This is a genomic window from Fusobacterium sp., assembly GCF_030528405.1.
Classification (GTDB): domain Bacteria; phylum Fusobacteriota; class Fusobacteriia; order Fusobacteriales; family Fusobacteriaceae; genus Fusobacterium.
Genome location: NZ_JAUMYY010000006.1, coordinates 30207 through 56370 on the forward strand (window position 1 = coordinate 30207; position 26164 = coordinate 56370).

The 26164-nt window shown below is 29.1% G+C and carries 23 protein-coding genes; 5 read left to right on the top strand and 18 right to left on the bottom strand.

Features of this window, described 5'->3' with window-relative positions; genetic code table 11:
• Positions 1–6: 6 nt before the first annotated feature.
• Complete coding sequence (locus tag Q4A58_RS01810) at positions 7–1530, bottom strand: UDP-glucose--hexose-1-phosphate uridylyltransferase (RefSeq protein ID WP_303116084.1); 1524 nt, start codon at positions 1528–1530, stop codon at positions 7–9.
• 21 nt (positions 1531–1551) lie between these two features.
• Complete coding sequence (locus tag Q4A58_RS01815) at positions 1552–2724, bottom strand: galactokinase (RefSeq protein WP_303116086.1); 1173 nt, start codon at positions 2722–2724, stop codon at positions 1552–1554.
• A gap of 314 nt (positions 2725–3038) precedes the next feature.
• On the opposite strand from Q4A58_RS01815, the gene Q4A58_RS01820 reads away from it, so the two are divergent.
• Positions 3039–5804, top strand: a complete 2766-nt coding sequence (locus Q4A58_RS01820; RefSeq protein ID WP_303116088.1) for an autotransporter outer membrane beta-barrel domain-containing protein — start codon at positions 3039–3041, stop codon at positions 5802–5804.
• Positions 5805–5859: 55 nt separating this feature from the next.
• On the opposite strand, the gene Q4A58_RS01825 is transcribed toward Q4A58_RS01820, so the two are convergent.
• From Q4A58_RS01825 to rpsB, 11 genes are all read right to left on the bottom strand, one after another.
• A complete protein-coding gene (locus tag Q4A58_RS01825; RefSeq protein WP_303116090.1) occupies positions 5860–6738 on the bottom strand; it encodes a DMT family transporter in 879 nt (292 codons plus the stop codon).
• 35 nt (positions 6739–6773) lie between these two features.
• Positions 6774–7739, bottom strand: coding sequence for a YheT family hydrolase (locus Q4A58_RS01830; protein ID WP_303116092.1), 966 nt, complete (start codon positions 7737–7739; stop codon positions 6774–6776).
• A gap of 198 nt (positions 7740–7937) precedes the next feature.
• Positions 7938–9128, bottom strand: a complete 1191-nt coding sequence (gene dnaJ, locus Q4A58_RS01835; RefSeq protein WP_303116095.1) for a molecular chaperone DnaJ — start codon at positions 9126–9128, stop codon at positions 7938–7940.
• Between the two features lie 50 nt (positions 9129–9178).
• Complete coding sequence (locus Q4A58_RS01840; RefSeq protein ID WP_303116097.1) at positions 9179–9661, bottom strand: methylated-DNA--[protein]-cysteine S-methyltransferase; 483 nt, start codon at positions 9659–9661, stop codon at positions 9179–9181.
• An 82-nt stretch (positions 9662–9743) separates the two neighbouring features.
• On the bottom strand, positions 9744–11567 hold the full coding sequence (dnaK, locus tag Q4A58_RS01845; RefSeq protein WP_303116099.1) for a molecular chaperone DnaK: 1824 nt from the start codon (positions 11565–11567) through the stop codon (positions 9744–9746).
• 47 nt (positions 11568–11614) lie between these two features.
• Entirely contained in the window at positions 11615–12181 is a 567-nt protein-coding gene (gene grpE, locus Q4A58_RS01850) for a nucleotide exchange factor GrpE (RefSeq protein ID WP_303116102.1), read from the bottom strand.
• Between the two features lie 17 nt (positions 12182–12198).
• On the bottom strand, positions 12199–13215 hold the full coding sequence (gene hrcA / locus Q4A58_RS01855) for a heat-inducible transcriptional repressor HrcA (protein ID WP_303116104.1): 1017 nt from the start codon (positions 13213–13215) through the stop codon (positions 12199–12201).
• Between the two features lie 286 nt (positions 13216–13501).
• A complete protein-coding gene (gene frr, locus Q4A58_RS01860; RefSeq protein WP_303116133.1) occupies positions 13502–14074 on the bottom strand; it encodes a ribosome recycling factor in 573 nt (190 codons plus the stop codon).
• Between the two features lie 10 nt (positions 14075–14084).
• Entirely contained in the window at positions 14085–14807 is a 723-nt protein-coding gene (gene pyrH, locus Q4A58_RS01865) for a UMP kinase (protein ID WP_303116106.1), read from the bottom strand.
• Positions 14808–15032: 225 nt separating this feature from the next.
• Positions 15033–15926, bottom strand: coding sequence for a translation elongation factor Ts (gene tsf / locus Q4A58_RS01870; protein WP_303116108.1), 894 nt, complete (start codon positions 15924–15926; stop codon positions 15033–15035).
• 27 nt (positions 15927–15953) lie between these two features.
• Entirely contained in the window at positions 15954–16697 is a 744-nt protein-coding gene (gene rpsB, locus Q4A58_RS01875; RefSeq protein WP_303116110.1) for a 30S ribosomal protein S2, read from the bottom strand.
• Between the two features lie 264 nt (positions 16698–16961).
• Here rpsB and Q4A58_RS01880 point away from each other — a divergent pair, with 264 nt between their 5' ends.
• On the top strand, positions 16962–17741 hold the full coding sequence (locus tag Q4A58_RS01880; RefSeq protein WP_303116112.1) for an SDR family NAD(P)-dependent oxidoreductase: 780 nt from the start codon (positions 16962–16964) through the stop codon (positions 17739–17741).
• A 147-nt stretch (positions 17742–17888) separates the two neighbouring features.
• Here the strand turns inward: Q4A58_RS01880 and Q4A58_RS01885 are convergent, their stop codons facing one another.
• On the bottom strand, positions 17889–18920 hold the full coding sequence (locus tag Q4A58_RS01885) for a M42 family metallopeptidase (RefSeq protein ID WP_303116115.1): 1032 nt from the start codon (positions 18918–18920) through the stop codon (positions 17889–17891).
• Between the two features lie 68 nt (positions 18921–18988).
• Positions 18989–20503: an ABC transporter substrate-binding protein gene (locus tag Q4A58_RS01890; protein WP_303116118.1), complete on the bottom strand. Its 1515-nt coding sequence runs from the start codon at positions 20501–20503 to the stop codon at positions 18989–18991.
• Between the two features lie 197 nt (positions 20504–20700).
• Here Q4A58_RS01890 and Q4A58_RS01895 point away from each other — a divergent pair, with 197 nt between their 5' ends.
• Genes Q4A58_RS01895 through Q4A58_RS01905 form a run of 3 tightly spaced genes read left to right on the top strand, consistent with a single transcriptional unit; the run spans position 20701 to position 23548 of the window.
• On the top strand, positions 20701–21348 hold the full coding sequence (locus Q4A58_RS01895; protein WP_303116121.1) for a ribonuclease H family protein: 648 nt from the start codon (positions 20701–20703) through the stop codon (positions 21346–21348).
• Positions 21349–21356: 8 nt separating this feature from the next.
• A complete protein-coding gene (locus tag Q4A58_RS01900) occupies positions 21357–22034 on the top strand; it encodes a TIGR02206 family membrane protein (protein ID WP_303116123.1) in 678 nt (225 codons plus the stop codon).
• Positions 22035–22054: 20 nt separating this feature from the next.
• Positions 22055–23548: a YdiU family protein gene (locus Q4A58_RS01905; RefSeq protein WP_303116125.1), complete on the top strand. Its 1494-nt coding sequence runs from the start codon at positions 22055–22057 to the stop codon at positions 23546–23548.
• 79 nt (positions 23549–23627) lie between these two features.
• Here Q4A58_RS01905 and Q4A58_RS01910 read toward each other — a convergent pair whose 3' ends face one another.
• The 3 genes from Q4A58_RS01910 to Q4A58_RS01920 all read right to left on the bottom strand — a co-directional run.
• On the bottom strand, positions 23628–24203 hold the full coding sequence (locus tag Q4A58_RS01910; RefSeq protein WP_303116127.1) for a YigZ family protein: 576 nt from the start codon (positions 24201–24203) through the stop codon (positions 23628–23630).
• Positions 24204–24266: 63 nt separating this feature from the next.
• Positions 24267–25244: a DUF3829 domain-containing protein gene (locus tag Q4A58_RS01915; protein ID WP_303116130.1), complete on the bottom strand. Its 978-nt coding sequence runs from the start codon at positions 25242–25244 to the stop codon at positions 24267–24269.
• A gap of 41 nt (positions 25245–25285) precedes the next feature.
• A partial coding sequence (locus Q4A58_RS01920; RefSeq protein WP_303116131.1) for a DUF3829 domain-containing protein occupies positions 25286–26164 on the bottom strand: 879 nt, incomplete at its 5' end.

The following is a 26164-nucleotide window of genomic DNA, read 5'->3' on the forward strand; positions in this document are numbered from 1 at the left end:
GTCCTCCTATTTATTTAGCTCTTCAATAAATTTTAAAAAGGCTTGCTCACCTTTTTTATTTCTCTTAAATACCCCAGCATCTTCCAATACTCTTGAAAAAGTAATTCCTATCTCTACATTTAAAATTTTTTCAATAATCTCTTCTTCCTTAAAATCTTTTATTTCATTTTCATACTTATTATAAAATGATTTTAGCCAAGTTAAATGTTTCTTAGTTTCATTATCCTCTTCTATCTTTTTTAAACTATCTTCCTCCTTTAAAAATTCTGCAATTTTTCTCATTTCATGTTTTAATCTTCCTGGTAAAACAGCTAAACCCATAACTTCAATTAAACCTATATTTTCTTTTTTTATATTATGATGCTCAGAATGAGGATGAAAAATCCCTAAAGGATTTCCTTCATCTGTTCTATTATTTCTAAGTACTAAATCAATTTCGTAATATTCACCTCTTCTTCTTGCTATAGGTGTTATAGTATTATGAGCTTTTTCAAAGGAATGAGCAAGAAGTCCAACCTCAGCATCTGAGTATTCTCTCCACTTTCTTAAGATTTCATCAGCCAAATCTATTAGTTTTTCTGTATCTAAAGCTTTTATTCTTATAACAGACATAGGCCATTTAACTATACCAGCTTGGATTTCTGGATATTTTTTAAATTTTATCTCTCTTTCTATTTCTGATTTTGCCATTGGAAATTCATGCCTTCCACCTTGATAGTGATCATGACTTAAAATAGAACCTCCAACTATTGGTAAATCTGCATTTGAACCTACAAAATAATGAGGAAACTGTTTTAAGAAGTCCACTATCCTCTTAAAAGTTTCTCTATCTATTTTCATATCTCTGTGAATAGAAGAAAATATTATTGCATGTTCATTATAATAAACATAAGGCGAATATTGAAAATACCATTTTTCATTAGCTAGATTTAAAGGTATAACTCTATGATTTTGCCTCGCTGGATGAACTAAAGTTCCTGAAAAACCAACGTTTTCATAGCATAGTAAACATTTTGGATAGTTAGCTCTCACAATAGTTTTTTCTCTTTCTATTTCCTTTGGATCTTTTTCTGGTTTTGATAAATTAATAGTTATCTCTAAATTTCCATATTCAGTTGGAGATAACCAATATAAATTTTTTGCTATCCTCTCTGTTCTTATATAATTTGTTTTTTTCGAAAAATTATAATAATAAGCTGTTGCTTTATCTATACTTTCTTTTTCCAAGCTTTTAAATTTAGCTATTATTTCTCTTGGAAAAGGAGTCATTTTCCCCATAATTAGTGTATCAAAAAGATCTCTATCTGCTATTCCATCTTCTATAATTTTTTGTGAAACAGCATATTCTGTTAGTTTATCTAATATCTCTTGCGGATAGTCAACTACAGTTTCTATATTCTCTGGCTCTGTCCATTCCTTTAAATTAAGCAATGTCATAATTTCATTTCTAACTATGATTATATCTTCCTCTTCGATTAAAGAATTTTTTATTCCATATTCTATTAAATGTTTTATTTCTCTATAAACCATATTTCCAACTCCAATTTGTTTTTAAGCTTTTATTTCTCCAGCACCATTTCCTATATTAGCTATATAAAAACTAGCTTCTAAACCTGTCTTTGCTTTATATTTTTTTCCAACATTTTTTATAAAGCTTTCCAAATTTTCATTTTTTACTATACTTACTGTACATCCTCCAAAACCAGCCCCTGTCATACGAGAACCTATAGTACCAATTTCATTCCAGGCCGCTTCTACTAAAGAATCCAGCTCTATTCCTGTAACCTCATAGTCATCTCTTAATGACACATGAGATTCATTCATTAATTCTCCAAATTCTTCTATTTTACCATCTTTTAAAATCTTAACAGCTTCCTTTGTCCTTTCATTTTCCTTAACCGCATGCCTTGCTCTTTTTAGTTGTTCTTCATCTCTTATAAAGTGCTTCACTTTTTCAAAATCCTCAACTGTTAATTCACCAAGATATTTTATATTAATACCATTTCTATTAAGTTCTTCTACTGCTGCCTCACAACTAGCTCTTCTCTCATTATATTTTGAATCGGCAAGTCCTCTTTTCTTATTTGTATTGGCAATTACTATACTCATATTTTCTAATTTAACAGGGACATATTCATAATCTAGTGAATTACAGTCTAAAAGTATTGCTCTATCTTTTTTCCCCATTCCAACTGCAAATTGATCCATAATTCCAGAATTAACTCCAATAAATTTGTTCTCAGCTATTTGGCAATATTTAACCATCTCTATCATATCTATATCCAACTTAAACATATTTTTAAGTATTACTGCCACCAATACTTCTAGAGATGCAGAAGAAGATAAGCCCGCTCCATTTGGAATATTCCCATAAAAAAGTATATCTAAACCTCTATCAATTACTAAACCATGATCTAAAAATACTTTTATTACTCCTTTAGGATAGTTGACCCAGTTATCTTTTCTCTTATACACTAAATCTTCCAAGGCAAAATCTATAAGTCCCAAATGTTCAAAATTTTTAGAGTACATTTTAAAATTTTTGTCCTCTCTTTTCCTAACTACAGCATAAGTTCCAAAATCTAAGGCACAAGGAAATACAAACCCACCATTATAATCTGTATGCTCACCAATCAAATTTACTCTACCTGGTGAAAAAAATGTTTTTATATTCTCAAATTCTCCAAAAATTTTTTTAAAATCTAAAATTAACTCTTCTAACATAAGCCCTCCGAAAATAAATTTTTGAAATATTTTTTCTAAAAATCTCTTATTCATTATATATCATTATATAAAATAAAGAAATTATTTTTTCAATTTTTTCATTTTTTGTTAAATAAAAAATCAAATTTATTTGTATTTTTTTATCTTTTTTATTTTTTATTTTGGTTTATAAAAATAAAAACACTTTAAATATATTGATATTTAAAAAAATAAATTTTGTTTTGGTGATTAAAATTTATATGCAAAAATATTTTTCTATGCTATAATAAATAGAATTTTTTGTTTTTTTATATCTAAATAAGGGGGAATCAATAATGAAATTGAACAAAATTTGCAGAATAAACATTAAAAAAACTATCCCTATATTCTTTATATATGGTTTAGGAATTTATGCCTCTGCTATTCCATTGGAATTAAAAGAAATTAAGGAAGACTGGAGTGCGCCTACAACAGGTATAAACATCGTTACTGCTAATTCTCATGGAAAAGAAGCTACTATTACAGTAGGAAATATCAATACTTTAAATTATACTAAACCTTTTATAGGAAATTCTTCAAAAGTATATGAAGTTAGTGGAAGTTATTTAAATTTAGATACAACTACAACCGGGTATATAAAAAAGGGAAAAGCAATAATTAATAGTGGGACCATGGGTGATACAAGCGGGGCATATATTTTAAGTTTAAATGGTGGAAAAGCTGAGGTAAGTGAAAGCGAAACTTTAATAAATAATGGAGATATTGATGGAAGTGAATTTGGAGGGGCTTTTGGTGGAAGAGTTAGCATTATTGTTAGTGAAAATTCAAATTCTACTGTAGCACATGCATCTACATTAAAAAATAAATTAACTATAAAAAATAGTATAGATATTCATGGTGCAACCATAGCTGCTGGGCAAAGTTATGCAAATTCTTTAAATCAAAAAAGTGAAATTACAGCTAGTTCAAAGGAAAATTTACTTGAAATTTTTGGTGGCGAAATAGATAAAAATATTATGCAAATAGCTGGTGGATACAGTTATGGATTTTCTGGTGATGCGAATAACTATACAGGCGGTGGCTCTGAAAAAGTAAGTACTTTTGCTGAAAATAACAAAATTTTTATTGATAACTCTAGTTTAAAAGGAAATATTTTCGGTGGAAAAGCTGATTCTACAACATTCGATGGAAGTGCTTCAGCAAAAGCTAGCAATAATAAAGTAACAATTAAAAATATCAATTTAAGTTCTATTACAGGTGGAGAAAGCTCTGCCATGGTAAATGACTTTACTGATAATAAAAATTTCGAAATTATATCAATTGCTAATCAAAATATCATAGAGCTTAATGATGGCAATATTAAAAAAATTACAGGAGCATATGCTTTTTCTGGTGACTTCATGGGAAATACAATGGTTAGCTCAATTGCAAATGGAAATAAAGTAATTATTAACAACGGAAAAATTACAGGTGATTCAACAAATAAATCAGTTGAAGGAGGTTTAGCTCTTGCAAATTCTACTTCAAATACAGTAATGTCAGAAGCAAGCTATAATGAAATCCATATAAATTCTGGAGAAATAGAAAATAATATTTATGCTGCCATATCTCAAGCTGAATCCTCAGATGCAGAGTCTAAAGCAAGTGCAAATAATAACAGTATTTTTATCAATGGTGGTAAAGTATCAAATGCTAAAAATATAATTGCTGCTGGAATTTTGTCTTCTTCAGAAAATAATATTGAATCAAAAAATAATAAAATTGAAATTTCTGGAAATCCTATTTTAGATGGAACTAATTTATATGGTTCTATCTTAATGCAAAATGCTGTAACACCACTTTTTAAAACTCATAAAAATATGGAAAACAACAGTCTTTCTATAAAGACTAAAAAAATTAGTGTTAATAATATAGCCGCTTTTCAAAAAATAGATTTTAAAATTCCAAATACAATCAAAAATGATGAAATTATATTAAGTCTAACTTCTAATGATAACACCGATTTATCAAACACTACCATCAATGCAAGTGTTGATGGAAATACGAATGTAAATGAAATTATTTTATTGAAAAAAGATAATGGCACTTTCATTGACAATAATATTAATCTTGGAAAATTATCAGAAGGTATTTCTTTACTTTATGATATAGAAATTTCTGAAGACAAAAGAAAAATATTTGTAAATACAAAAAATCCTAAAATAAGTTTAAATGCTAGTACTAAATCTCTAGTAGAAACTCCATCTGGGCTTGCTTCTTTTATCAATCAAGGACTTCACTTAACTACAGAAAAAGTTTTAGATATTGCAACAGCTAGCTCAGGTTCATTTATTACTACGAATAATACTGATATTCGTAATAATACAGGCTCACACATAGACATAAAAGGAAAGCATTTAAATGCTGGTCTATCAAAGAAAATATATCTTAAAAATGCCAATTTAGTATATGGAGCATTAATTGAATATGGACAGGGAAAATATAAAAGTTATATAGAAAATAATATTAAAGCAGAAGGAGATATTAAAAATATAGGACTAGGTTTCTTCTCTAAATATACTTTCTTAAATAATGTATCTTTAGAAAATAGCCTGCATATAGGACGTCTTAATTCAGATTATAAATCTAGTAGTTTTTTTACTCCTGTTAACTATAAATATAATACATCATACTATGCTTGGCATATGGGACTTGGAAAAGTTTTTAAAATAGATGAAAACAAAAATATTAGGTTATATAGTAAATATCTTATGAATATCCAAAATAAAAAAGATGTCACGCTAAACACAGGTGAAAAATATAAATTTAAATCTACGACAAGTAGTAATATTCTATTAGGAAGTAACTTTTCATATAATATAAATAACAACAATAGAATACACACTAGCTTAGCTTATCAATATGAGTTTAATGGAAAAGCAAAGGCAACATACAAAGGATTAACTACTCCTACTCCATCTTTAAAAGGTAGTACTTTTATAGTAAATTTAGGATGGCAGGCTAAATTAACAAATAATATAACCTTGGATATTGAACTTAAAAAGTTTTTAGGAAAACAAAGAGGTATTGCTTTCAATCTTGGAGCAAACTATAAATTTTAAATTTATTTAAAAAAATTACGGGGCTGTTGCAATAGCCCCGTTTAAAATCAATCTTTTATTTTTTTCTCCTCTCCAGTAACTCATTTACCATAGTGGAACCAAGAATTAAAATAGCTCCTATGACACTTAAAAGAGTCATTTTTTGTTTTAATATTATTGTAGATAAAACTATAGCAACTATAGGGTCTGTATAACTATACATAGCAACCGTTTGTGTCTTCAACTTAGCAACACAGTTAAAATAAATAGAATAAGAATAACCTGTGTGAAGTACAGCTACTATGAGTAAAAGAAAAATTGATAAAAAATCAAAACTTATAGAAGTTGTATTTTTCGATAACAAAGTATAGGGCAAAAATGAAAGTCCAGCTATAAATAATTGCACTACAGTTTTATCATTAGGGCTAATATCTTTTATTGACTTATTTATAAATATTACAAAAGTATAACATATAGCTGTCATTACTCCAAATAATACCCCCTTAAAATGATTTGCAGCATATTCACTGGTTTCAAAAACTCCAGAAACAAAAACCATTCCTAAAAGAGCTACAAAAACACAAAGAAAATTAGATGGTCTTAATTTTTCCTTGAATAAAAAATAAGATGTTAACATCATAAAAATAGGAGCCAAATAAGAGCATAAAGTTGCTATAGCAACACTTGTATACTTATATGCTTCAAATAAAAGTACCCAATTTAAACCTATTAAAAAACCAGAAAAGAACAATAGCTTCCAATTCTTACTTATTGCCTGTATTGAAATTTTTTCTTTTTTTATCTTTGTTATAAGTAATAGAGAAATAGCTCCTACAAAGCCTCTTACAACTGCTATTATATTGGTGGGCAAGTTTATATAATTCACAAATATTCCGATAGTTCCAAATATAAACATTGTCATTACCAGTGATAATTTTGCTTTTTTTTCTTCCATCTTTTCCCCCAGTTAAATCTCTTTTAAACTCTCAACTAAAACATCATTTTTTTCAAAATCTTTTTCTCTATATATTCATAAGCATATTTTTCCAACCAGTATTCCTTTCCAAAAGAAGCATAGGACACATGTCCTCCATATTTAGGAGTTTTTAACTCTAAAAAAGGATTATTTTTTACTATATCCTTAGGATAACAGGTTAAACTCATCATAGGATCATCTAAAGCTGTAAGTATAATGGTTGGTATATTTATATTATTTAATGTGTATAGAGAACTATTGTTAATATAATATTCTTTTGCATTTCTATAACCATTTAATTTAGCAGTAAATTCATTGTCAAAAGCTATTAAATTTTTTGTATTCAAAACATCTGCAAACGATATATCAAAAGCTTTAAAGATATTCGGATATTTTTTTTGCTTTTCCAAAACTTTGTTTTTTAACTGCTTTAAAAAGAAATTAGTGTATAGTTGATTTGATTTTTTTATCATCATCTGTGAACTTCCTTCCAAGTCACAGGGAGGAGATACAACAAAGGCTCCTTTAATTTTTTTATTTAAATTCTCTTCATTTCCCAAATAATGTAAAATCTTATTTGCTCCTAAACTAAAGCCTATTAAAATTATCTCACTGTAATCTGCTGTATATTCTAGTGCTTTTTCTATTTCATCGCCCTTCCCAGATACATAGTAAAAAGGACTGGGATTAATCTCTCCATTGCAAGATCTATAATTTAATGCCAATACATCCCATTGTCTACTTGAAAAATACTTAGCGAAAGCTTTAATATAATGGCTGTTTGAACTTCCTTCCAAACCATGACAAAGAATTATCAACTTCGAATTTTTATTCTTTATCCAATCAAAATCTAAAAAATCACTATCTTCAAAAAATACTCTTTGTCTTTCATACTTTATTTCAATATTTCTGAAAAAAGTTGGAAATATAGTATTTATATGGCTATTTTTAAATATCCACAATGGCTTATATTCTTTCATCTGCTGCCCTCATTTATTTATAAATCTTAACACTTGAAATTTTATTATCTAATGAAACTTTCGTCAAGTTTTTTCTAAATTTTCATCGATACTTTAAAATTTCTTCTATGAGTTACTTTATTTCAAAATTCTTTTTACACAAAAAAAGGAAGTATTAAACTTCCTTTTCTTCATCATCTGCTATAGAAGAATAATTTTTCATTTTTCCATTTCTTTTTCAACAAAATCTCTAGCATCTTTGAAAAATTTTTTTACTTTCTTAAAAAAACTTGTTTTCTTTTCATAATTTTTTTCATTTAAACTTTCTTCAAATTTATGCAACAGATCTTTTTGCTTATCAGATAAATTTCTTGGAGTTTCTATTATAATTTTAACAATTATATCTCCTTTATAACCACTTCTCAGAGATTTTATCCCCTCACCTCTAACTCTTAAAGATTTTCCACTTTCTATACCTTCTGGTATTTTAATAGTTTTCTTAGCAGTTAAAGTAGGTATCTCTATCTCTCCCCCTAAAACTGCCATTGAGTATGATATAGGAATCTCACAGTATAAATCATCTTCATCTCTTTCAAAAATTTCATGTCTTTTTATTTTAATAAGAACATACAAATCTCCATTAGGTCCACCGCTTGTGCTTGCATCTCCAAAACCAGACAGTTTTAATTTTTGTCCATCATCTATACCAGCAGGAATATTTATTTTTCTTTCCAGAGTTTCTCTCTCTACTCCACTTCCATGGCAAGATTTACATTTTTTCTCTGGAACCTCTCCTCTACCATGACAGTCAGGACATACCGTTTGTGATTGCATTACTCCTAAAATTGTTCTCTGTTGTGTTATTATATGACCACTTCCATTACATCTAGCACAAGTTTTTAAATGTTTATCTTCTGCACCTGTTCCATCACAAGTATTACACTTGCCAGTTCTTTTATATTTTATCTTCTTTTCTACTCCTTGAGCTGCTTCTTCGAGTGTTATTTCTAAGGTATACCTTAAATCTGCTCCAGCTTCTACATAGCTTCTGCCACTTGAACCTCCAAAACCACCGAAGCCACTAAATCCTCCTCCAAAGCCGCTACCAAATATATCTCCAAATATATCTCCAAAATCAAAGCCAGCTCCTCCACTGAAGCCACCACCTTGTTCAAATGCAGCATGACCAAACTGATCGTATTTTTGCCTTTTCTCTGGATCTGAAAGCACTTGATACGCCTCATTTGCTTCTTTAAATTTATCTTCTGCCTCTTTTTTCTCTTTTTCTGTTGCACTTGTAAATTTGTCTGGGTGATATTTCATAGCTGCCTTTCTATAGGCTTTTTTTATCTCTGCTTCACTTGCTCCCTTATTTACTTGAAGGACTTCATAATAGTCTCTTTTTGTCATTTCCTTTTCTCCTTACTCTTTAAATTACTTAATAATTTTTTAATTTTACATTACATACTATAAGTCTTTTCAAGATTTAAAAGATATTCCTTTATATGCAGTCCGCCAGTATATCCTACTAATTTCCCATTTTTTCCAATAACTCTATGGCAAGGTATAATAATAGGTATTCTATTTTTCCCATTTGCAAGCCCTATTGCTCTAACCGCTTTTTCATTTCCTATCATTTTTGCTTCTTCACTATAAGAAATTGTTTTCCCATAAGGAATTTTTTGCATAGCTTCCCATGCAGATTTTTGAAAATCTGTGCCCATAGTATCTAATTTAATATTAAATTTTCTTCTTTTTCCAGAAAAATATTCTTCCAATTGTTTTTTGCAATCCTTTGTAAGTACACTTTCCTTCATATTTCTTAATAGCTCTATTCTATCTTTCTGATTCTTTAAAAATTCAATAGCGCTAATTCCATCTCTTTCTTCTATTATAGCTATTAATCCTAAATAATTATTTTCTAAAAATGATACGCCTTTCATAAAGTACCTCTCTTTTAAGATAGAAAGGGGTTGTTGCATTTTATTTGCAACAACCTCCTATTTTATTTAATTAGTTTATAAATTAATCTACTACTTCAGCCTCTGCTACATCTTCATCTTTTTTATCATTTCCAGCATTAGCTCCTGCTTGCTGTTGAGCTTGAGCCTGAGCTTGTGCTTCTTTATATAGTTCCTCAGCAAATTTATGTGCTGCCTGCGATAAATCTTCTACAGCCTTATCTATAGCTTCTTTGCTGTCCCCATCTTTTACTTTTTTAAGTTCTTCTAAAGCTGCCTCAATTTTTTTCTTATCTTCTTCTGTTGCCTTATCTCCATTTTCTTTTAAAGATTTTTCAGTTGAAGATATTAACATATCTGCTTTGTTTCTAGCTTCTACTAATTCTTGGAATTTTTTATCTTCCTCTGCATTAGCCTCAGCTTCTCTAGTCATTCTTTCAATTTCTTCTTTAGATAGATTAGTTGAGCCAGAAATTGTTACTTTATTTTCTTTTCCAGTTCCTAAATCTTTCGCTGATACATGAACTATACCATTAGCATCTATATCAAATGTTACTTCTATTTGAGGAACTCCTCTTGGGGCAGCAGGTATTCCTTCTAAATTAAATTCTCCTAATTTATGATTATCAGCAGCTTTCGCTCTTTCACCTTGTAATACATTTATTGTAACTGCTGGTTGATTATCTACAGCTGTTGAGTAAACTTGAGATTTCTTAACTGGTATAGTAGTATTCTTTTCTATCATTTTAGTAAATACTCCACCTAAAGTTTCAATTCCTAATGATAATGGAGTTACATCAAGAAGTAATACATCTTTTACATCTCCCATAAGTACTCCAGCTTGTATAGCTGCACCTGCTGCAACAACTTCATCTGGATTTATACCCTTATTAGGTTTTTTACCAAAATAAGATTCTACCCACTCTTGAACTGCTGGTATTCTTGTTGAACCTCCAACTAATAGTATTTCATCTATTTGATTTGCAGAAAGTCCTGCATCAGATAGAGCTGTTTTTGTTGGTCCTTGAGTAGCTTCAACTAAATGTTTTGTTAAATCATTAAATTTAGCTCTTGTTAGTTTCATTTCCAAATGTTTAGGACCTGTTGCATCCATTGTTATAAATGGTAATGAAATAGAAGCTTCCATTAATGTAGATAGTTCCTTTTTAGCTTTTTCAGCTGCATCTTTAAGTCTTTGATAAGCCATTTTATCATTTGCTAAATCAATTCCTGTCTCTTTTTTAAACTCTGCCACTAACCATTTTATTACTTCAGCATCAAAATCATCTCCACCTAGGTGGTTATTTCCTGCTGTTGAAATAACTTCTATAACTCCATCAGAAATTTCAAGTATAGAAACATCGAATGTTCCTCCACCTAAGTCAAAAACTAAAACTTTTTCTTCTTTTTTCTTTTCAAGTCCATAAGCTAAAGCTGCTGCCGTAGGTTCATTTATAATTCTTTTTACTTCTAAACCAGCTATAGTTCCAGCATCTTTTGTAGCTTGTCTTTGTGAATCAGTAAAGTAAGCAGGCACAGTAATTACTGCTTCCTTAATTTCTTCTCCTAAGTAATCTTCTGCATCTTTCTTTAATTTTTGTAATGTTTTTGCAGATATTTCTTGTGGAGTATATTTTTTTCCAAATATTTCAACCTTGTAGTCAGAGCCCATATGAGTTTTTATTGAGCTCACTGTTGAAGTAGGATTAGTTATAGCTTGTCTTTTTGCTATTTCTCCCACAACTGTTTCTCCATTTTCTTTAATATTAACAACTGAAGGTGTAGTTCTTGCTCCTTCTGAGTTTGGTATTATTGTTGCTGTTCCACCTTCCATTATAGCAACACATGAGTTTGTTGTTCCTAAGTCAATTCCTATTATTTTTGCCATTTTTTTCCTCCTATATTTCATCAATTTTTTTATACACTTATTAAATATTATTTCTTAACTGTTACCATAGTCGGTCTTATAACCTTCCCTTTCATTATATAACCTTTTTGTAAAACTTTCACGATTTCATTTTCTTTAAAGTTTTCATCCTCTTCCACGCTCACTGCATGATGATATTGTGGATCATATTCTCCACTAGCTTTTATTTCTTCAACACCTTCTGAGGACATAATGTCCTTTATTCCTCTAACTATCATTTCAACACCCTTTACTAGAGCATCAAAATCTTTAGTTTCATAAGATGCCTCCATTGCTCTTTCTAAGTTATCTAAACTTCCCAAAAATTTCGTTATTATCTTTTCAGAAGAAAATTTTCTAAGTTCATCCAATTCTTTTTCTTTTCTTTTGCTAAAATTTTGAAAATCTGCTTGCTTTCTCAAATAAGATTGTTTCCAATCCTCAAGTTCTGCTTTTAGTTTTTCTATATTTTCTTTAGGATCTTCTTTTCCCTCCTCATTAACGCTTGCTTCAGATACTTCATTGTCAGAATTAGTTTCTTTTATCTCTTCCATCTTCTCATCGACAACTTCTTCTTTTAATTCATTTTCTTGCATTTATATCCTCCTAAATTTTATTTTTTCTTCTCTATTAAGTTGAGCACCTTATTAACTTCTCGACTGACATGATTTATAAGTCCCATAGTTTTGGAATAAGCCATTCTTTTAGGCCCCATAACTCCTATTATTCCTTGAGAACCTCGTATGTTGTAAATAGAATACACAAAACTAAAATCCTCCAATTCTTTTATACCTAACTCATCACCAAATATTACATTAACCTTGTTGGAACTTTCTCCTGTTCTCTGTTCAATAAGTTTTTCAAAAAGTTCTCTTATATCTCCTCTTTCATTAAAAAATTCTATAACATTGGCAACTTCATTTATACTTTTGTCTTTAAGCATACTAGAAAGGTTATTTACAAAATATTTACTAAAATTTTCATTTTCAAGAATCTCATCTTCATATATTAAATCCTCATCCTCACCTAGTATATATCTTTCAATTTGAAGAATATCAATCTCATTATTTCTAATTTTTGTATTAAGTTCCCTTGTTTTTTCTTCAAGCTCAACTCTAGACATTGGATATGTCAAATGAATATTTTTAGTTTTTACTCTTCTGTCAGCCATAACAATGACCATCATTATTAAATATTCATCTATATGAACAAACTCAATTTTTTCAACTTTTTCATTGGTTGTTTTAGGTTCTATTGCTATGCCTGCATAATTTGTAAGTTTAGATAGCAAATTTGTAGTTCTTTTTAAAATATTATCTAGCTCATCAACTCTTCTATTATAAACAAGACTTATATTTTCTTTTTCTTCTTGAGTAAGTCTTTCTATCTTCAAAAGTTCGCTTAAATAATACTTATACCCCATATCAGTTGGAATTCGTCCAGAAGATGTGTGAGTTTTTTCTATAAATCCCATATCTTCTAAATCAGCCATAACATTTCTTATTGTTGCTGATGATAAATCTATTCCATATTTTTTCACAAGTGTTCTTGAACCGATTGTATCACCAAAAGTTAAATAATAATCTATTATGGCATTGAGAACTAACTTCTCTCTATCAGATATATTCATAAACTCACCTCATTTCAAATCTTAATTTTTATGTTAGCACTCATCTTATAGGAGTGCTAATTTATAAAATGATAATACTACACTTTTTTTATTTTGTCAACAAAAATTTAAAAAAATTTTATAAAAATAGTATTATTAATTTTCTTAAATATTATATATAATTTCTTCTCTTCAACTTAAAACATTAACTGCATCTTTTTTATTCTTTTATTCATATAAAAATACATTAAACTTATTCCTTCTAATATATAAAAAATCTCCTAAAAAATTTAGGAGATTTTTGATTTTATATAGTTGTTATCTCTTTTTCCTTTTTAGCTAAAAGTTCATCAATTTCTTTAACATACTTGTCAGTTAAATTTTGAACCTTTCCTTCAGCAACTTTTAAATCATCTTCTGACATAGGATTATCTTTGTCTTTTTCTAATTTTTTTAGATGAGTATTAACATCTTTTCTTATATTCCTTATTGCAACTTTTCCATTTTCAGCTTCGGCTTTTGCAAGTTTTACATACTCTTTTCTTCTCTCTGCAGTCAGCTCAGGTAAAACAAGCCTTATAACTCTACCATCATTATTAGGTGTCATTCCTATATTAGAAGCAAGTATAGCCTTCTCTATTTTAGATATCATAGTTTTATCCCAAGGATCTATAACTAGCAGCCTTGCTTCTGGAGCAGAAATTGTCCCTATTTGATTTAAAGGCACTTCACTTCCATAAGAATCAACTCTTACCATATCCAACATAGATATATTAGCTCTCCCAGCTCTTATTCCTGTAAACTTATCCTTCACTGCATCAATCGTTTTTAACATTTTTGTTTCACATTCATTCAATAATATTTCTGCCGTCATCTCAATTCCTCCCTTATTAGTCTGTTAATACTATAGTTCCTATATTTTCTCCCATTACAACTTTTTTCAAATTTCCTTCTTTTAAAGAATCAAAAACTATAATAGGTAATTTATTTTCTCTACAAAGTGATATGGCTGTCGCATCCATAACTTTTAAATCTTTTGTTAAAACCTCATTGTATGTTATTTTTTCATATTTAAATGCATCCTTATATTTAACTGGATCCTTATCATAGATTCCATCAACTTTTGTAGCTTTGATGACAACATCTACATTCATTTCTATAGCTCTTAAAGCCGCCGCAGTATCTGTTGTAAAATATGGATTCCCTGTTCCTGCTCCAAAAATAACTACTCTTCCTTTTTCCAAATGTCTCTGAGCTTTCCTTTTTATAAACGGTTCAGCAATTTTAGGCATTTCAATTGCAGTCTGTACTCTTGTTTGTACACCTAATTTTTCCAAAGAGTTTTGTAAAGCTAACGAATTTATAACTGTTGCAAGCATACCCATATGGTCCCCTGTCACTCTATCAACCCCTTGATCTGCACCTGACAGACCTCTGAATATATTCCCACCTCCAATAACAATTGAGACTTCAACACCAAGCTCAACAATTTCTTTTATCTGTCTTGAATACATCATAATCATATCTGCTGATATTCCAAATTCTTGCTCACCCATTAGAGCTTCACCACTTAACTTCAATAGAATCTTTTTGTAAAAAGGATTCGTATCCATATTCCCTCCTAAGTTCATTTTTATAAATAGAAATTTTTCTATATTATATAGTATAGCAAAAAGCTAATAAGTTTTCTAATTTTTTATTTTAATTTTTTATAGAATTTACTTTTTATATTTCTATATTAATAATACATTTTAATAAACAGGCAATTATTATTTCATCAATCCTAAAGTTTTCAAATATAAGAAAAAAGGAATGCAAATGTTGCATTCCTTAAATTGTTATCCTTTAATTTGAGCTGCAACTTCTGCGGCAAAATCTTCTTCTTTCTTCTCTATTCCATCTCCAACTTTGTATCTTACAAATGATAGAACTTTTATATCTCCCGCATACTGAGCAACTGTTTCTTTATTTTCAGCCTTTACAAATACTTGGTCAACAAGACAGTTTTCTTCATAGAACTTATTCATTTTTCCAATAAGTATTTTTTCTATTATCTGTGCTGGTTTTCCTTCTTCTTCTAACTGTTTTCTAGCTATTTCTTTCTCATGCTCTAAATCTGTTTTTGTCACTTGAGCTTCTGATAAATATTTAGGATCCATAGCTGCAACATGCATAGCAATATCTTTAGCTTTTACTAAATTAGCTTCTGTAGCTTCTCCAGACATCTCAACTATAACTCCTAACTTTCCTCCTAAGTGACTATATGTTTCAACAAAGCCATCTTTTGAATCTACAACTGATAATCTTCTTAAGTTCATATTTTCACCAATTTTAGCAATTAGCTCAGTTAAAGCTGTTGCAACAGTTTTCCCAGATTCAAATTCAGCTTCCGTTAAAGCTTCCAGTGTTGAAATATTTTTAGCTAATACTAATTCAACTAGCTTCTTCCCAAATTCTTTAAACTCAACATTTTTTGCTACGAAATCTGTTTCAGAATTAAATTCTAATATAACAGCTTTTTTATGATCTGCTGAAACAGCATCAAAAATTAATCCTTCTGCTGCTATTCTTCCAGCTTTTCTTACTGCCTTAGCTATACCTTTTTCTCTTAGATAATCTATTGCCTTTTCTATATCTCCATCATTAGCTTCCAATGCTTTCTTACAATCAAGCATTCCAGCTCCTGTTCTTTCTCTTAATTCTTTTACTAAACCAGCTGTTATTGCTGCCATTTTTATACCTCCTAATACGCTAATAAATTATTCTGCTGAACCTTCTTCCACATTCACTTCTTCTGATTCTGGTTCCACAACTTCTTTACCTTGATTTCCTTCAACAATTGCATTAGCAATTACAGATGTGATTAATTTTACTGATCTTATTGCATCATCATTTGCTGGGATTGGATAAGTTATTAAGTCTGGATCAACATTTGTATCTATCATAGCAAATACAGGAATTTTTAAGTTATTTGCTTCTATTACAGAAAGTTCTTCCATTTTAACATCCACTACATATATAGCATCTGGAGCTTTTTCCATATCTCTAATTCCTGATAAGTTCTTAGAAAGTTTTGCCAATTCTTTTCTAAATTCTGCCGCTTCTTTCTTCGTATATCCAGAATCTAAAGTTCCATCTGCGTCCATTTTTTCTAATTCTTTCATTCTTTCAATTCTTTTCTTGATAGTAGAGAAGTTTGTTAACATTCCTCCTAACCATCTGCTATTTACATAGTACATACCTGATCTTTCAGCTTGTTCTTTAATTGCTTCTTGAGCCTGTTTCTTTGTTCCTACAAATAAAACTTTTCCCCCATTTTCAGCAATTTTTCTCATTTCTTCATAAGCTTCTTCTATCTTCTTTAAAGATTTATGTAAATCAATTACATGAATTCCATTTCTCTCTGTGAAAATATAAGGCTTCATTTTTGGATTCCATCTTTTTGCTTGATGCCCAAAGTGAACTCCTGCTTCTAATAATTGTTTCATTGATACTACTGACATTTTTTCCTCCTGATTTTTTAATTTGGTTATCCTTCCACCAATCTCAAAACTAAGCAATTCATATTTCTATGAAGCACCCCGCTTAGAAATAATTGGTGTGATTATTTAACGCCAATAGATTTTATCACTTTTTTTATATCATGTCAATTGAAAAAGAAAAGAAATCTCTGCTTTTTGTTATTTACTAGAAATTTAATTAATGTTAAAATTAAGAAAATAAATGCTTGACCACAAATTAGAAATAATTTAATTAGGAGGTAATATATGGAAAATCGTGTGAAAGGAAAAATTGTATTTATAACTGGAGCAAGCAGTGGAATTGGAAAAGCCTGTGCTGAAAAATTTGCTCAAGCTGGTGCCAATTTAATTTTATGTGCTAGAAGAAAAGAAATTTTAGATGAAATGAAAAAGAAATTTAAAGAAAAATATAACATAGATGTAATTTGCCTTTCTTTTGATGTAAGAAATTACATGGAAATCATCTCCAATATTAATTCTCTTCCTGAAAATTGGAAAAATATAGAAATCCTTGTAAACAATGCTGGTTTAGCCTTAGGTCTTGATAAATTTCATGACTATAAAATAGAAAATATTGACAAAATGATAGACACAAACATTAAGGGCTTTGCTTATATAGGAAACACAATTATACCTCTTATGTTGAAAACTGGAAAAGTTTGTTCTGTTATAAATGTTGGTTCTGTCGCTGGTGATATAGCTTATCCAGGTGGTAGCATATACTGTGCCACTAAATTTGCTGTCAAAGCTATGAGTGACTCCATGAGGGCTGACTTAATGGATACAAAAATTAAGGTAACTAATGTCAAACCTGGACTTGTGGAAACAGAATTTAGCATAGTTCGATTTCATGGTGATAAGAATAAAGCAGATAATGTCTACAAAGGTATTGTTCCCCTTTATGGTGAAGATGTTGCTGACTCTATATTTTATGTCGCAAACCTCCCTGATAAAGTTCAAATTCCTGAACTTACAATAACTCCTCTACACCAAGCAAGTGGAGTACATATTTATAAAGAAAAATAAAAAGGAGCTGTTGCAAATTGAATATTTTTATCATTAATTTGTGACAGCTCAAAAAAATTTATTTTTTCTAATAAAAAGAGAAAATTTGGGAAATAAAAAAAGCTATTGCATTTTTAAATTCTTATTTGCAATAGCTTCTTTTAACTTTTATAAGTATGCTATCATTAACTTTACAGTTTCAACTATTCCATCTATATGACATCTCTCATAGTGATGTGTAGCATCTACATTTGGTCCTATACATGCATATTTAAAATCAAAGCCTTGTAGTATTGCTATGCTTGCATCAGATCCATATCTATTGTGCACTCCAACTGTATAATTAATTTTATTTTCATCTGCAGTTTTTTGCAATTTTTTTCTAAGAGCAAAGTCATAAGGAGTTCTGCTATCCTTAGCTACTATATTTACTTTTTTTTCATCTCCATGAGCATCTACTCCTGCCACCAACCCTATGTCAATAGCTATAAACTCATCTAAGTCATCAGGATAAACCGACACTCCATGACCTATTTCTTCATAGTTAGAAAAATAGATCCATAAATCTGTCTGAGGTTTCAGATTATTCTCTTTTAAATACTTTATATATCCTAATACCTGTGCTATACAGACCTTATCATCTAAATATCTTGATTTTATATAGCCATTATCTAAAATCTTAGTTCTAGTTTCATATGATATATAATCTCCTTGGCAAATACCTAATTTAAAAACATCTTCAGCTGTTTTTACATCTTCATCAATTCTAACTTCCATAGTTTCTTCCACACGAGCTGCTTCCCTTGCAACATCACCATAAACATGTACAGAAGCTTTTATAGGTAAGAGAGTTCCCTCATAAATTTTTCCAGATATAGTATGTATACTGACATTCTCTCCTTCTACAGAACCCCAAGCATAACCTCCTGTATTGGTTATCTCTAATCTTCCATTAGCCTTTACTTTTTTTACAACGGCTCCTAAAGTATCCACATGAGCTGAAATCATTTTTTTATATTCAGAGTTTTCGCCCTTTATATAGCTAATCAAAGCTCCTTTTTTTGTCGTTGTATATTCAAGTCCAAGATGTTTTAATTCTTTTTTTATATATTCAATCCCCAAATCTGTATAACCAACGGGACTTGGAATAGCTAGAAGTTCAACTGTTTTATCAAGTATATATTTTAAATCAATTTGCATTCTTATTTTGTATGATAAATACCCAAATATTTATCTATACAACCTCCTCTTCTAAAATAATTTTATTTTTACTCATCAATTTCTAAATTTCCTAATTTATGCATTGTAGTAGAATCATAATTAAAACCTTTTACTCTCTTGTTAATTCCAATATTTTCATTTCTATTAAATAAAACTACAAGCGGAGAATCTTCTTGTGCTATAATTTGAGCTTTTTTATAGTGTTCTTTTCTAGCTTCTGGGCTTAAAACCACACGGGCTGCTTCAACTTCTGCATCGAACTCTGGATTTGAATAACGAGCTCTATTTCCAGCAAAGCCAATAGATTTACTATCAAGCAACGGATAAAGAACTATGTCAGCATCAGAAGTTCCTGATACCCATCCACCTAAATAAGCTTGGAAATCCCCTTCACCTGTTTTAGATAAATAAGTTCCCCACTCAAGAGTTTCTATCTTCATCTCTATTCCTAACTCTCTTAAATTTGCCTGTATAATTTGTGCAACTTGTAATCTAACTGGATTATCATTTACATAAAGTGAAAAGTTTTTGTTTTCTACTCCAGATTTTTGAATTAATTCTTTTGCCTTATCTAAATTAAACTCAAAACCTTCAATATCCTCATAATAACCAAATACGCTTGGATTTACAATAGATTTTGCAACTTTTGCCCTACCTAAATAAATAGAGTCAACTATACTTTTCTTATCAATTGCATAATTTAAAGCAAGTCTAAAATCTTTATTATCAAATGGAGCTTTTTCTGTATTTAGAGTTATATATTCTGTAGAAGTAGTTGGTTCGGAAATTAAACTAAGAGCCTCATTTGCTTCTATAGTTTGAGTTGAGATTGCAGACATACCATAAACTATATCAACTTCTCCTGTTTCTAAAGCAGCAAGTCTACTTGTGTCCTCTGGTATTGATCTAAATACTATACCATCTATTTTAGGAGCACCTGCAAAATAATCTTTAAATGATTCCATTTCAATTTTTTCACCATCTCCATATGAAATTAATTTATAAGAACCTGTCCCCATAGCAGTACTTGCTAAATCATTAGTTTCTGCGTATTTTTTATTAACTATAGATGTAATAGGATGTGCTAGATTAAATAAAAGCGGAGCTGATGCATTTTTTAAAAGTATTTTTACAGAATAATCTCCCGTTTTTTCAACTTTATCTATTTCTGCTATCATTATAGATGCTCCTGGTTTATCTTTCATTCTATCAAAACTATAAACCACATCATCAGCTGTAAGTTCACTGTCATCATGAAACTTTACTCCCTTCTTTAAAACAATGTTTAATTCTGTGTCGCTAGCATATTCATAAGATTCTACAAGTTCTGGCGTTATGCTTCCATCTTTTTCTCTATTAAACAAAGTATTGTAAAATTGTCTTGATACAGCTAGTCCTGGAATTTCATTATACATATGAGGATCTAAAGATTTAGGTTTTGCTCCTTGTGCAATAATCACCTTATTTCCATTTGGGCTTGCCTTCTTTTCCTTTTTCTCACCACCACAAGCAACAAGAAAAATTGATAAAACTAACATTAACAAATAAGCTATTTTTTTCATACATTTCCCCCTTTAATAAAAATTATATTGCTAAAGTATACTACTTTTATTGGTTTTATAAAAATATATAGATATAATAAATACTATAGTTTTTATTTATAGTACTACTATATCATTTTTTTATACTTTTTAATGTTTAAATAAATTCTATTTTAAAAACATGATAATTATGTTATCATTGTTAAATAGGAGGAAATATGGCAAAAAAATTTTATGCATATTTTTTAAATGAAAATAATTATGGTATTGTAAATACTTGGGATGAATGTAAATCTATTGTCCAAAACTCAAAGGCTAGATACAAATCATTTTCATCTTATGATGAAGCAAAAATATGGCTTGAAAACGGTGCCGAATATGAAAATAAAAAAATAATTTCAAATTCGCTCAAAGCTCTGTTAAAAGAAGGTGTATACTTTGATGCTGGAACTGGTCGTGGACAAGGAGTTGAGGTTAGAATTACTGATAAAGAAGGAAATAGCTTAATTTATATTTTAAAAAGTGATAGCTTTAATAACTTTTTAAATAAAAATTCTTGGTTTATCAATGAATTTGATAATATCCAATTAACAAAGGATAAAACTAATAATTTTGGAGAGCTCTTAGGACTTTATCTGGCTTTAGAATGTGCAAAAAAAACAAATTTAAATAAAGTATTTGGAGATAGTCAGTTAGTTATTAACTATTGGTCTAAAGGTCAATATCAAGAAAATAACTTAGCTCAGGAAACTATCTCGCTTATAAAAAAAGTAGCTGAAAATCGTAAAAAATTTGAATTTAACAATGCTTCAGTAGAATACATTTCGGGGGATATAAATCCTGCTGACTTAGGTTTTCATAAATAGGAGGTTATATGGATAAATTTATTTTATTTGGAAATGCTCATCTTATAACAATAGCAGTTGGATTTGCTGTTTCTTTATTATTTATTTTCTTAGGATTTATAGTAAGAAAAGATAGTTTGGCTAAATTTTTAGCTGTTGTTGTACTTGGAATAAAAGTGGCTGAACTTATCTATAGGCATCATTACTTTGAAGAGAAGTTTATAGATCTTCTGCCTTTACATCTGTGCAACTTGACTATTATTTTAGCAGGGATTATGATGTTAACTACTAGCAAAGCTGTTTTCCAACCTCTTTATTTTTGGGGAATAGGAGCTCTATTTGCTATTATTACGCCTGAACTTAAAGAAGGTATGAGAGATTTTGCAAGCATTAGTTTTTTTATAACTCATTTTTTTATAATATTCAGTATTGCCTATGGAATAATTCATTTTAATTTCAGAGTTACCAAAGCTGGTGCCATAGGTTCTTTTATCTTCTTAAATTTAGTTGCTTTTGGACTTTACTTTTTAAATGAACGATTAGGAACTAATTATTTATATGTAAATAGACCCCCATCTTCTGCATCACCAGTTGATTTTTTTGGTCCTTGGCCTTATTATATTTTTTCTGTTGAAGGTATCTATATCGCACTTTCATTCATTTTATATCTTCCTTTCAGAGAAAAAAAGACAAAATATATAAGATAATTTAATATGATGGGAGAATAATGTTTTTAAATATAAAAAATACATATTATAATGAGCTACCTGCAATGTTTTATTCCATACAAAAGCCAACGAAAGTAAAAAATCCTAAGCTTATAGTTCTCAATGAAAAACTTATAAGTGAATTTAAAAATAATATAGATATAAAAAATGAAAGCACTTTGACTGATATATTTTCTGGCAATAAATTGCCAGAAACTTCTATACCAATAGCACAGGCCTATGCTGGTCATCAATTCGCTTATTTCAATATGTTAGGTGATGGTAGGGCAATACTTTTGGGTGAAATTATAAAAGATAAAAAGCTCTATGACCTTCAATTAAAAGGTTCTGGTAAAACACCTTATTCTCGAGGTGGAGATGGTAGAGCTGCCCTAGCCCCAATGTTAAGAGAATATATTATAAGTGAGGCTATGTATTTTTTGGGTGTACCCACGACAAGAAGCTTAGCTGTAGTCGAAACAGGAGAAATTGTTTATAGAGAAGTTCCAAAAATTGGTGCTATTTTAAGCAGAATAGCAAGCAGCCATATAAGAGTGGGAACTTTTGAGTATGCCCTTAACTTTGGGAAGAGCGAAGATTTAAAAAAATTAGCAGACTACACAATAAATAGGCTCTTTCCTCATATAAATACTAAATATACTACAAATAAAAAGTATTTAGAGTTTTTTAAAAATGTTACAGAACTCCAGGCTAAATTAATTACAAAATGGTCTTTAGTTGGTTTTATTCATGGAGTTATGAACACAGACAATGTGTCAATTTCAGGTGAAACTATAGACTATGGTCCCTGTGCCTTTATGGATACTTATGACCCCGATACTGTTTTTAGTTCCATTGATACTTTTGGTAGATATCGTTATAAAAATCAACCATATATTGCTAATTGGAATTTAACTGTTTTTGCTGAAACTTTACTCCCTTTATTTAGCTACACTTATGATGAAGAAGATAAAGACAGTTTAGATGAAAAAAAGTCCATTGAACTGATAGAAAAAGAGCTGTTAAATTTTAATAAGCTATATCAAAATTATTGGTTAGCTGGAATGAGGGCTAAGCTAGGACTATTTGAAGAAAAAGAAAATGATGGACTGATATTTAATCGTTTATTAAAAATAATGGAAAAGTATAGGGCAGATTATACAAATGTTTTTGTTGCTCTTACAACTGAAAACTACGAAGATAAGACTAATAAAGATTTCTACACAAGTACAGAATTTAAAATATGGAAAGAAGAATGGAAATTAAGACAACAACTTGAAAACAAAACTAAGAAGGATATAAAATATTTAATGCAGACCAATAATCCACTAGTAATTCCTAGAAATCGAGTTGTAGAAGTTATTTTAAAGGACTGTGAAAATAAAAATTTCACAAGTTTAAAGAAATTTTTAGAAATTTTATCTAGACCCTATGACTATTCTCAAAAAATTGAAGATATGTATTTAAGAGGAAATACTGATAAAAGTTCCTATAGGACTTATTGTGGAACATAGCTTAAAATATTAAAAAGGCTATTGCAAATTAAATTTAAAATGCAGTAGCCTTTTTTCTTTTTTAATAGTTTTGATAGATTCAGCTGATAATATTAAGATAAGATAAGCTCTGTACAGCATTTATAAAATCCTTTTTCACTCTTATTTTATAAATTGCTCTTTCTAAAAAAGATTTTTCAAAAATTTCTGCTTCAAACTCTCTTAATAATTCCTCTAAATCTGAAATTTTCTCATAAGGAATTTCAAAAATTAAATTTATTTTTTCCACAAAAGCAACTATTCCAGATTCAATTACAGCTAATTTTGCCGTCTTAGCATAGGCTCTTACAAGACCTCCAGCACCTAGTTTTATTCCTCCAAAATACCTTGTAGCAACTACAACTAAATTAGTTACCCCCATGTAATTTAAAATATCCCCCATAGGCTTACCTGCCGTTCCACTCGGCTCACCATCATCATCAGCTTTGTAATATTCTTTCCCATCTATATTTATCTTGTAAGTGGAACAATTATGAGTTGCATCACTATGTTTATTTTTTATTTTTCTTATAAATTCTTCTGCTTCTTCCTTAGAAAAAACAGGCTTTATATAGCCAATAAATTTCGACTTCTTCTCCTCAAATTCTATTTCACATTCTTTTTTTACTGTCTTCATTTTTTATTTTCTCCAAGTATTTTTTATTGGCATATAGATTAGAACAAGCTCTCAGATAAAACTCTACATCACAATAGAGCTATATGTATCTACAAAATTAAATCGAGTTTCTTCAAGTGTATTTATTGTTTCTTCTATGTTTTCTTTCCTTTTCAATTTTTCAACTACTTCAGTAGAATATCCAACAATTTCCTTTGCATTAACAATCCAAAATTCTTTAAATTCTTCTATATTTAGCTTTTCTCCTGTCAGTTGTTCATCTGTTAAAGCTTCCATATTAGCCAATTCTTTTTTTAACTTTTCATTTATTTCTGCTAATTTACTTATTTCTTTGTCAGAAAATTCTAACTTTTCCTTATAGAAAATTAAATCCACAAAGCCATTTGCAGAAATTACAAATCTCCCCAAACTATAAAGTGCTAATTGTTTATTTTTTCCTAAATCTGTAATTATTTCTTTAAGATCTTCATCATACTCTAATCTTTCCATATAAGTAAAAAACTCATCAGAGTAATTAAAAAAATCTTCTAATAATAAATTATATTCCCTATTTAAATCTTCTCTTTTTGCATAGTTATCATTTTTATATTCAGCTTTACCATAGTAATTTATTATAGTAAAAACATTCTCTTTTAATTTTAATGAAACTTCTATTAGCTTTTCAACTTTGTCATCAAAATAATAGATTGGACTTTCGCTTATACTTTTCTTTACTTCATTTAAAATTTCTTCAAATTTTTCAAAACTTTCCTTACCTTTAAGTCCAAAATCTTGTAAATTTTTACCTTCAAGATCTCTAAAATCTATTTCATTAAAAATTTCATCTAGATACTCATTATCAAATATAGCTACAGGATTTTCCTCTTTTATAAAATTATTTAATTTTATATAATCATTATACTTTTTTATATTTTTTTGAGCTATACTTTCTTCAAAAGCAAAGTTTTCTAGTCTTTCACTTTTGGTATCCTTAGAGCCTCCACAAGCTAATATAAATAAACTAAAAACTGCAACTAATAAAATTAATACCTTTTTCTTCACTTTTCCTCCATTTCATACCAAATTCAGAAAATAAAATACCATCATATAATCGAATTATATGCATCTACAAGATCAGAATAAACTCTATCAAAACCATCTAATTCATTGTCAAGATTTTCTTTATTCTTTTCTATGCCTTCTATTATAGCTGTTGTAAACTTTATAAGCTCTTTTGCATTTTTAGTGTAATGGTTTCTATATATATTTTTATCTAAGCCTTCATCTTCAATCTGTTTATCTTTAATATTTTCTAAATTTGAAAGCTCCTCAATAAGCTTTTGATTAAGTTCTTTAAACTCTTCCAATTCTTTATCTGAAAAGCCAAAATCATCTCTACCATATAATAAATCTAAAAATCTATTTGCTGTATTCCCGTATTTCACCATAGCTAAAACAGCTACTTCTCCATTTCTCTCCAATTCTTTTATAAATGCTTTATTATTTTCATATGCCAAATCCGCTATATTATCAAGGTACTCCTTTGAAGAGTCAAAAAAATTGTTTAACAATTCAAAATATTCCTCATCTAATTTTTTAGCTTCTTTGTAATTATCTTTCTCAAAGTCCCCATTTCTATAATAATCTATAATAGAATAAATTTTTTCTTTCAATTTGAAAGCTGTATTAACAAATTTTTCAACTTCAGGGTCAAAATCATATTTAGGTTTATCATTTATATGCTTTTTAACATCATTCAAATGTTCCTCTAAAATTTTAAATTCTCCTTTTGCACTTTCTCCAAAATTCTGTAATGATTTTTTATCTAGTTTTTTAAATTGTCCATCCTCTTTAAAAATTTTATTAGAATACTCCTCATCAAATATTTCAATTGCTCTAGTGTTTATTAAAAAATTATTAAGATAAATGTAGCTATTATATTTATCCAAATTTTTACTGGCTATATTCTTTTCATTTTTTAA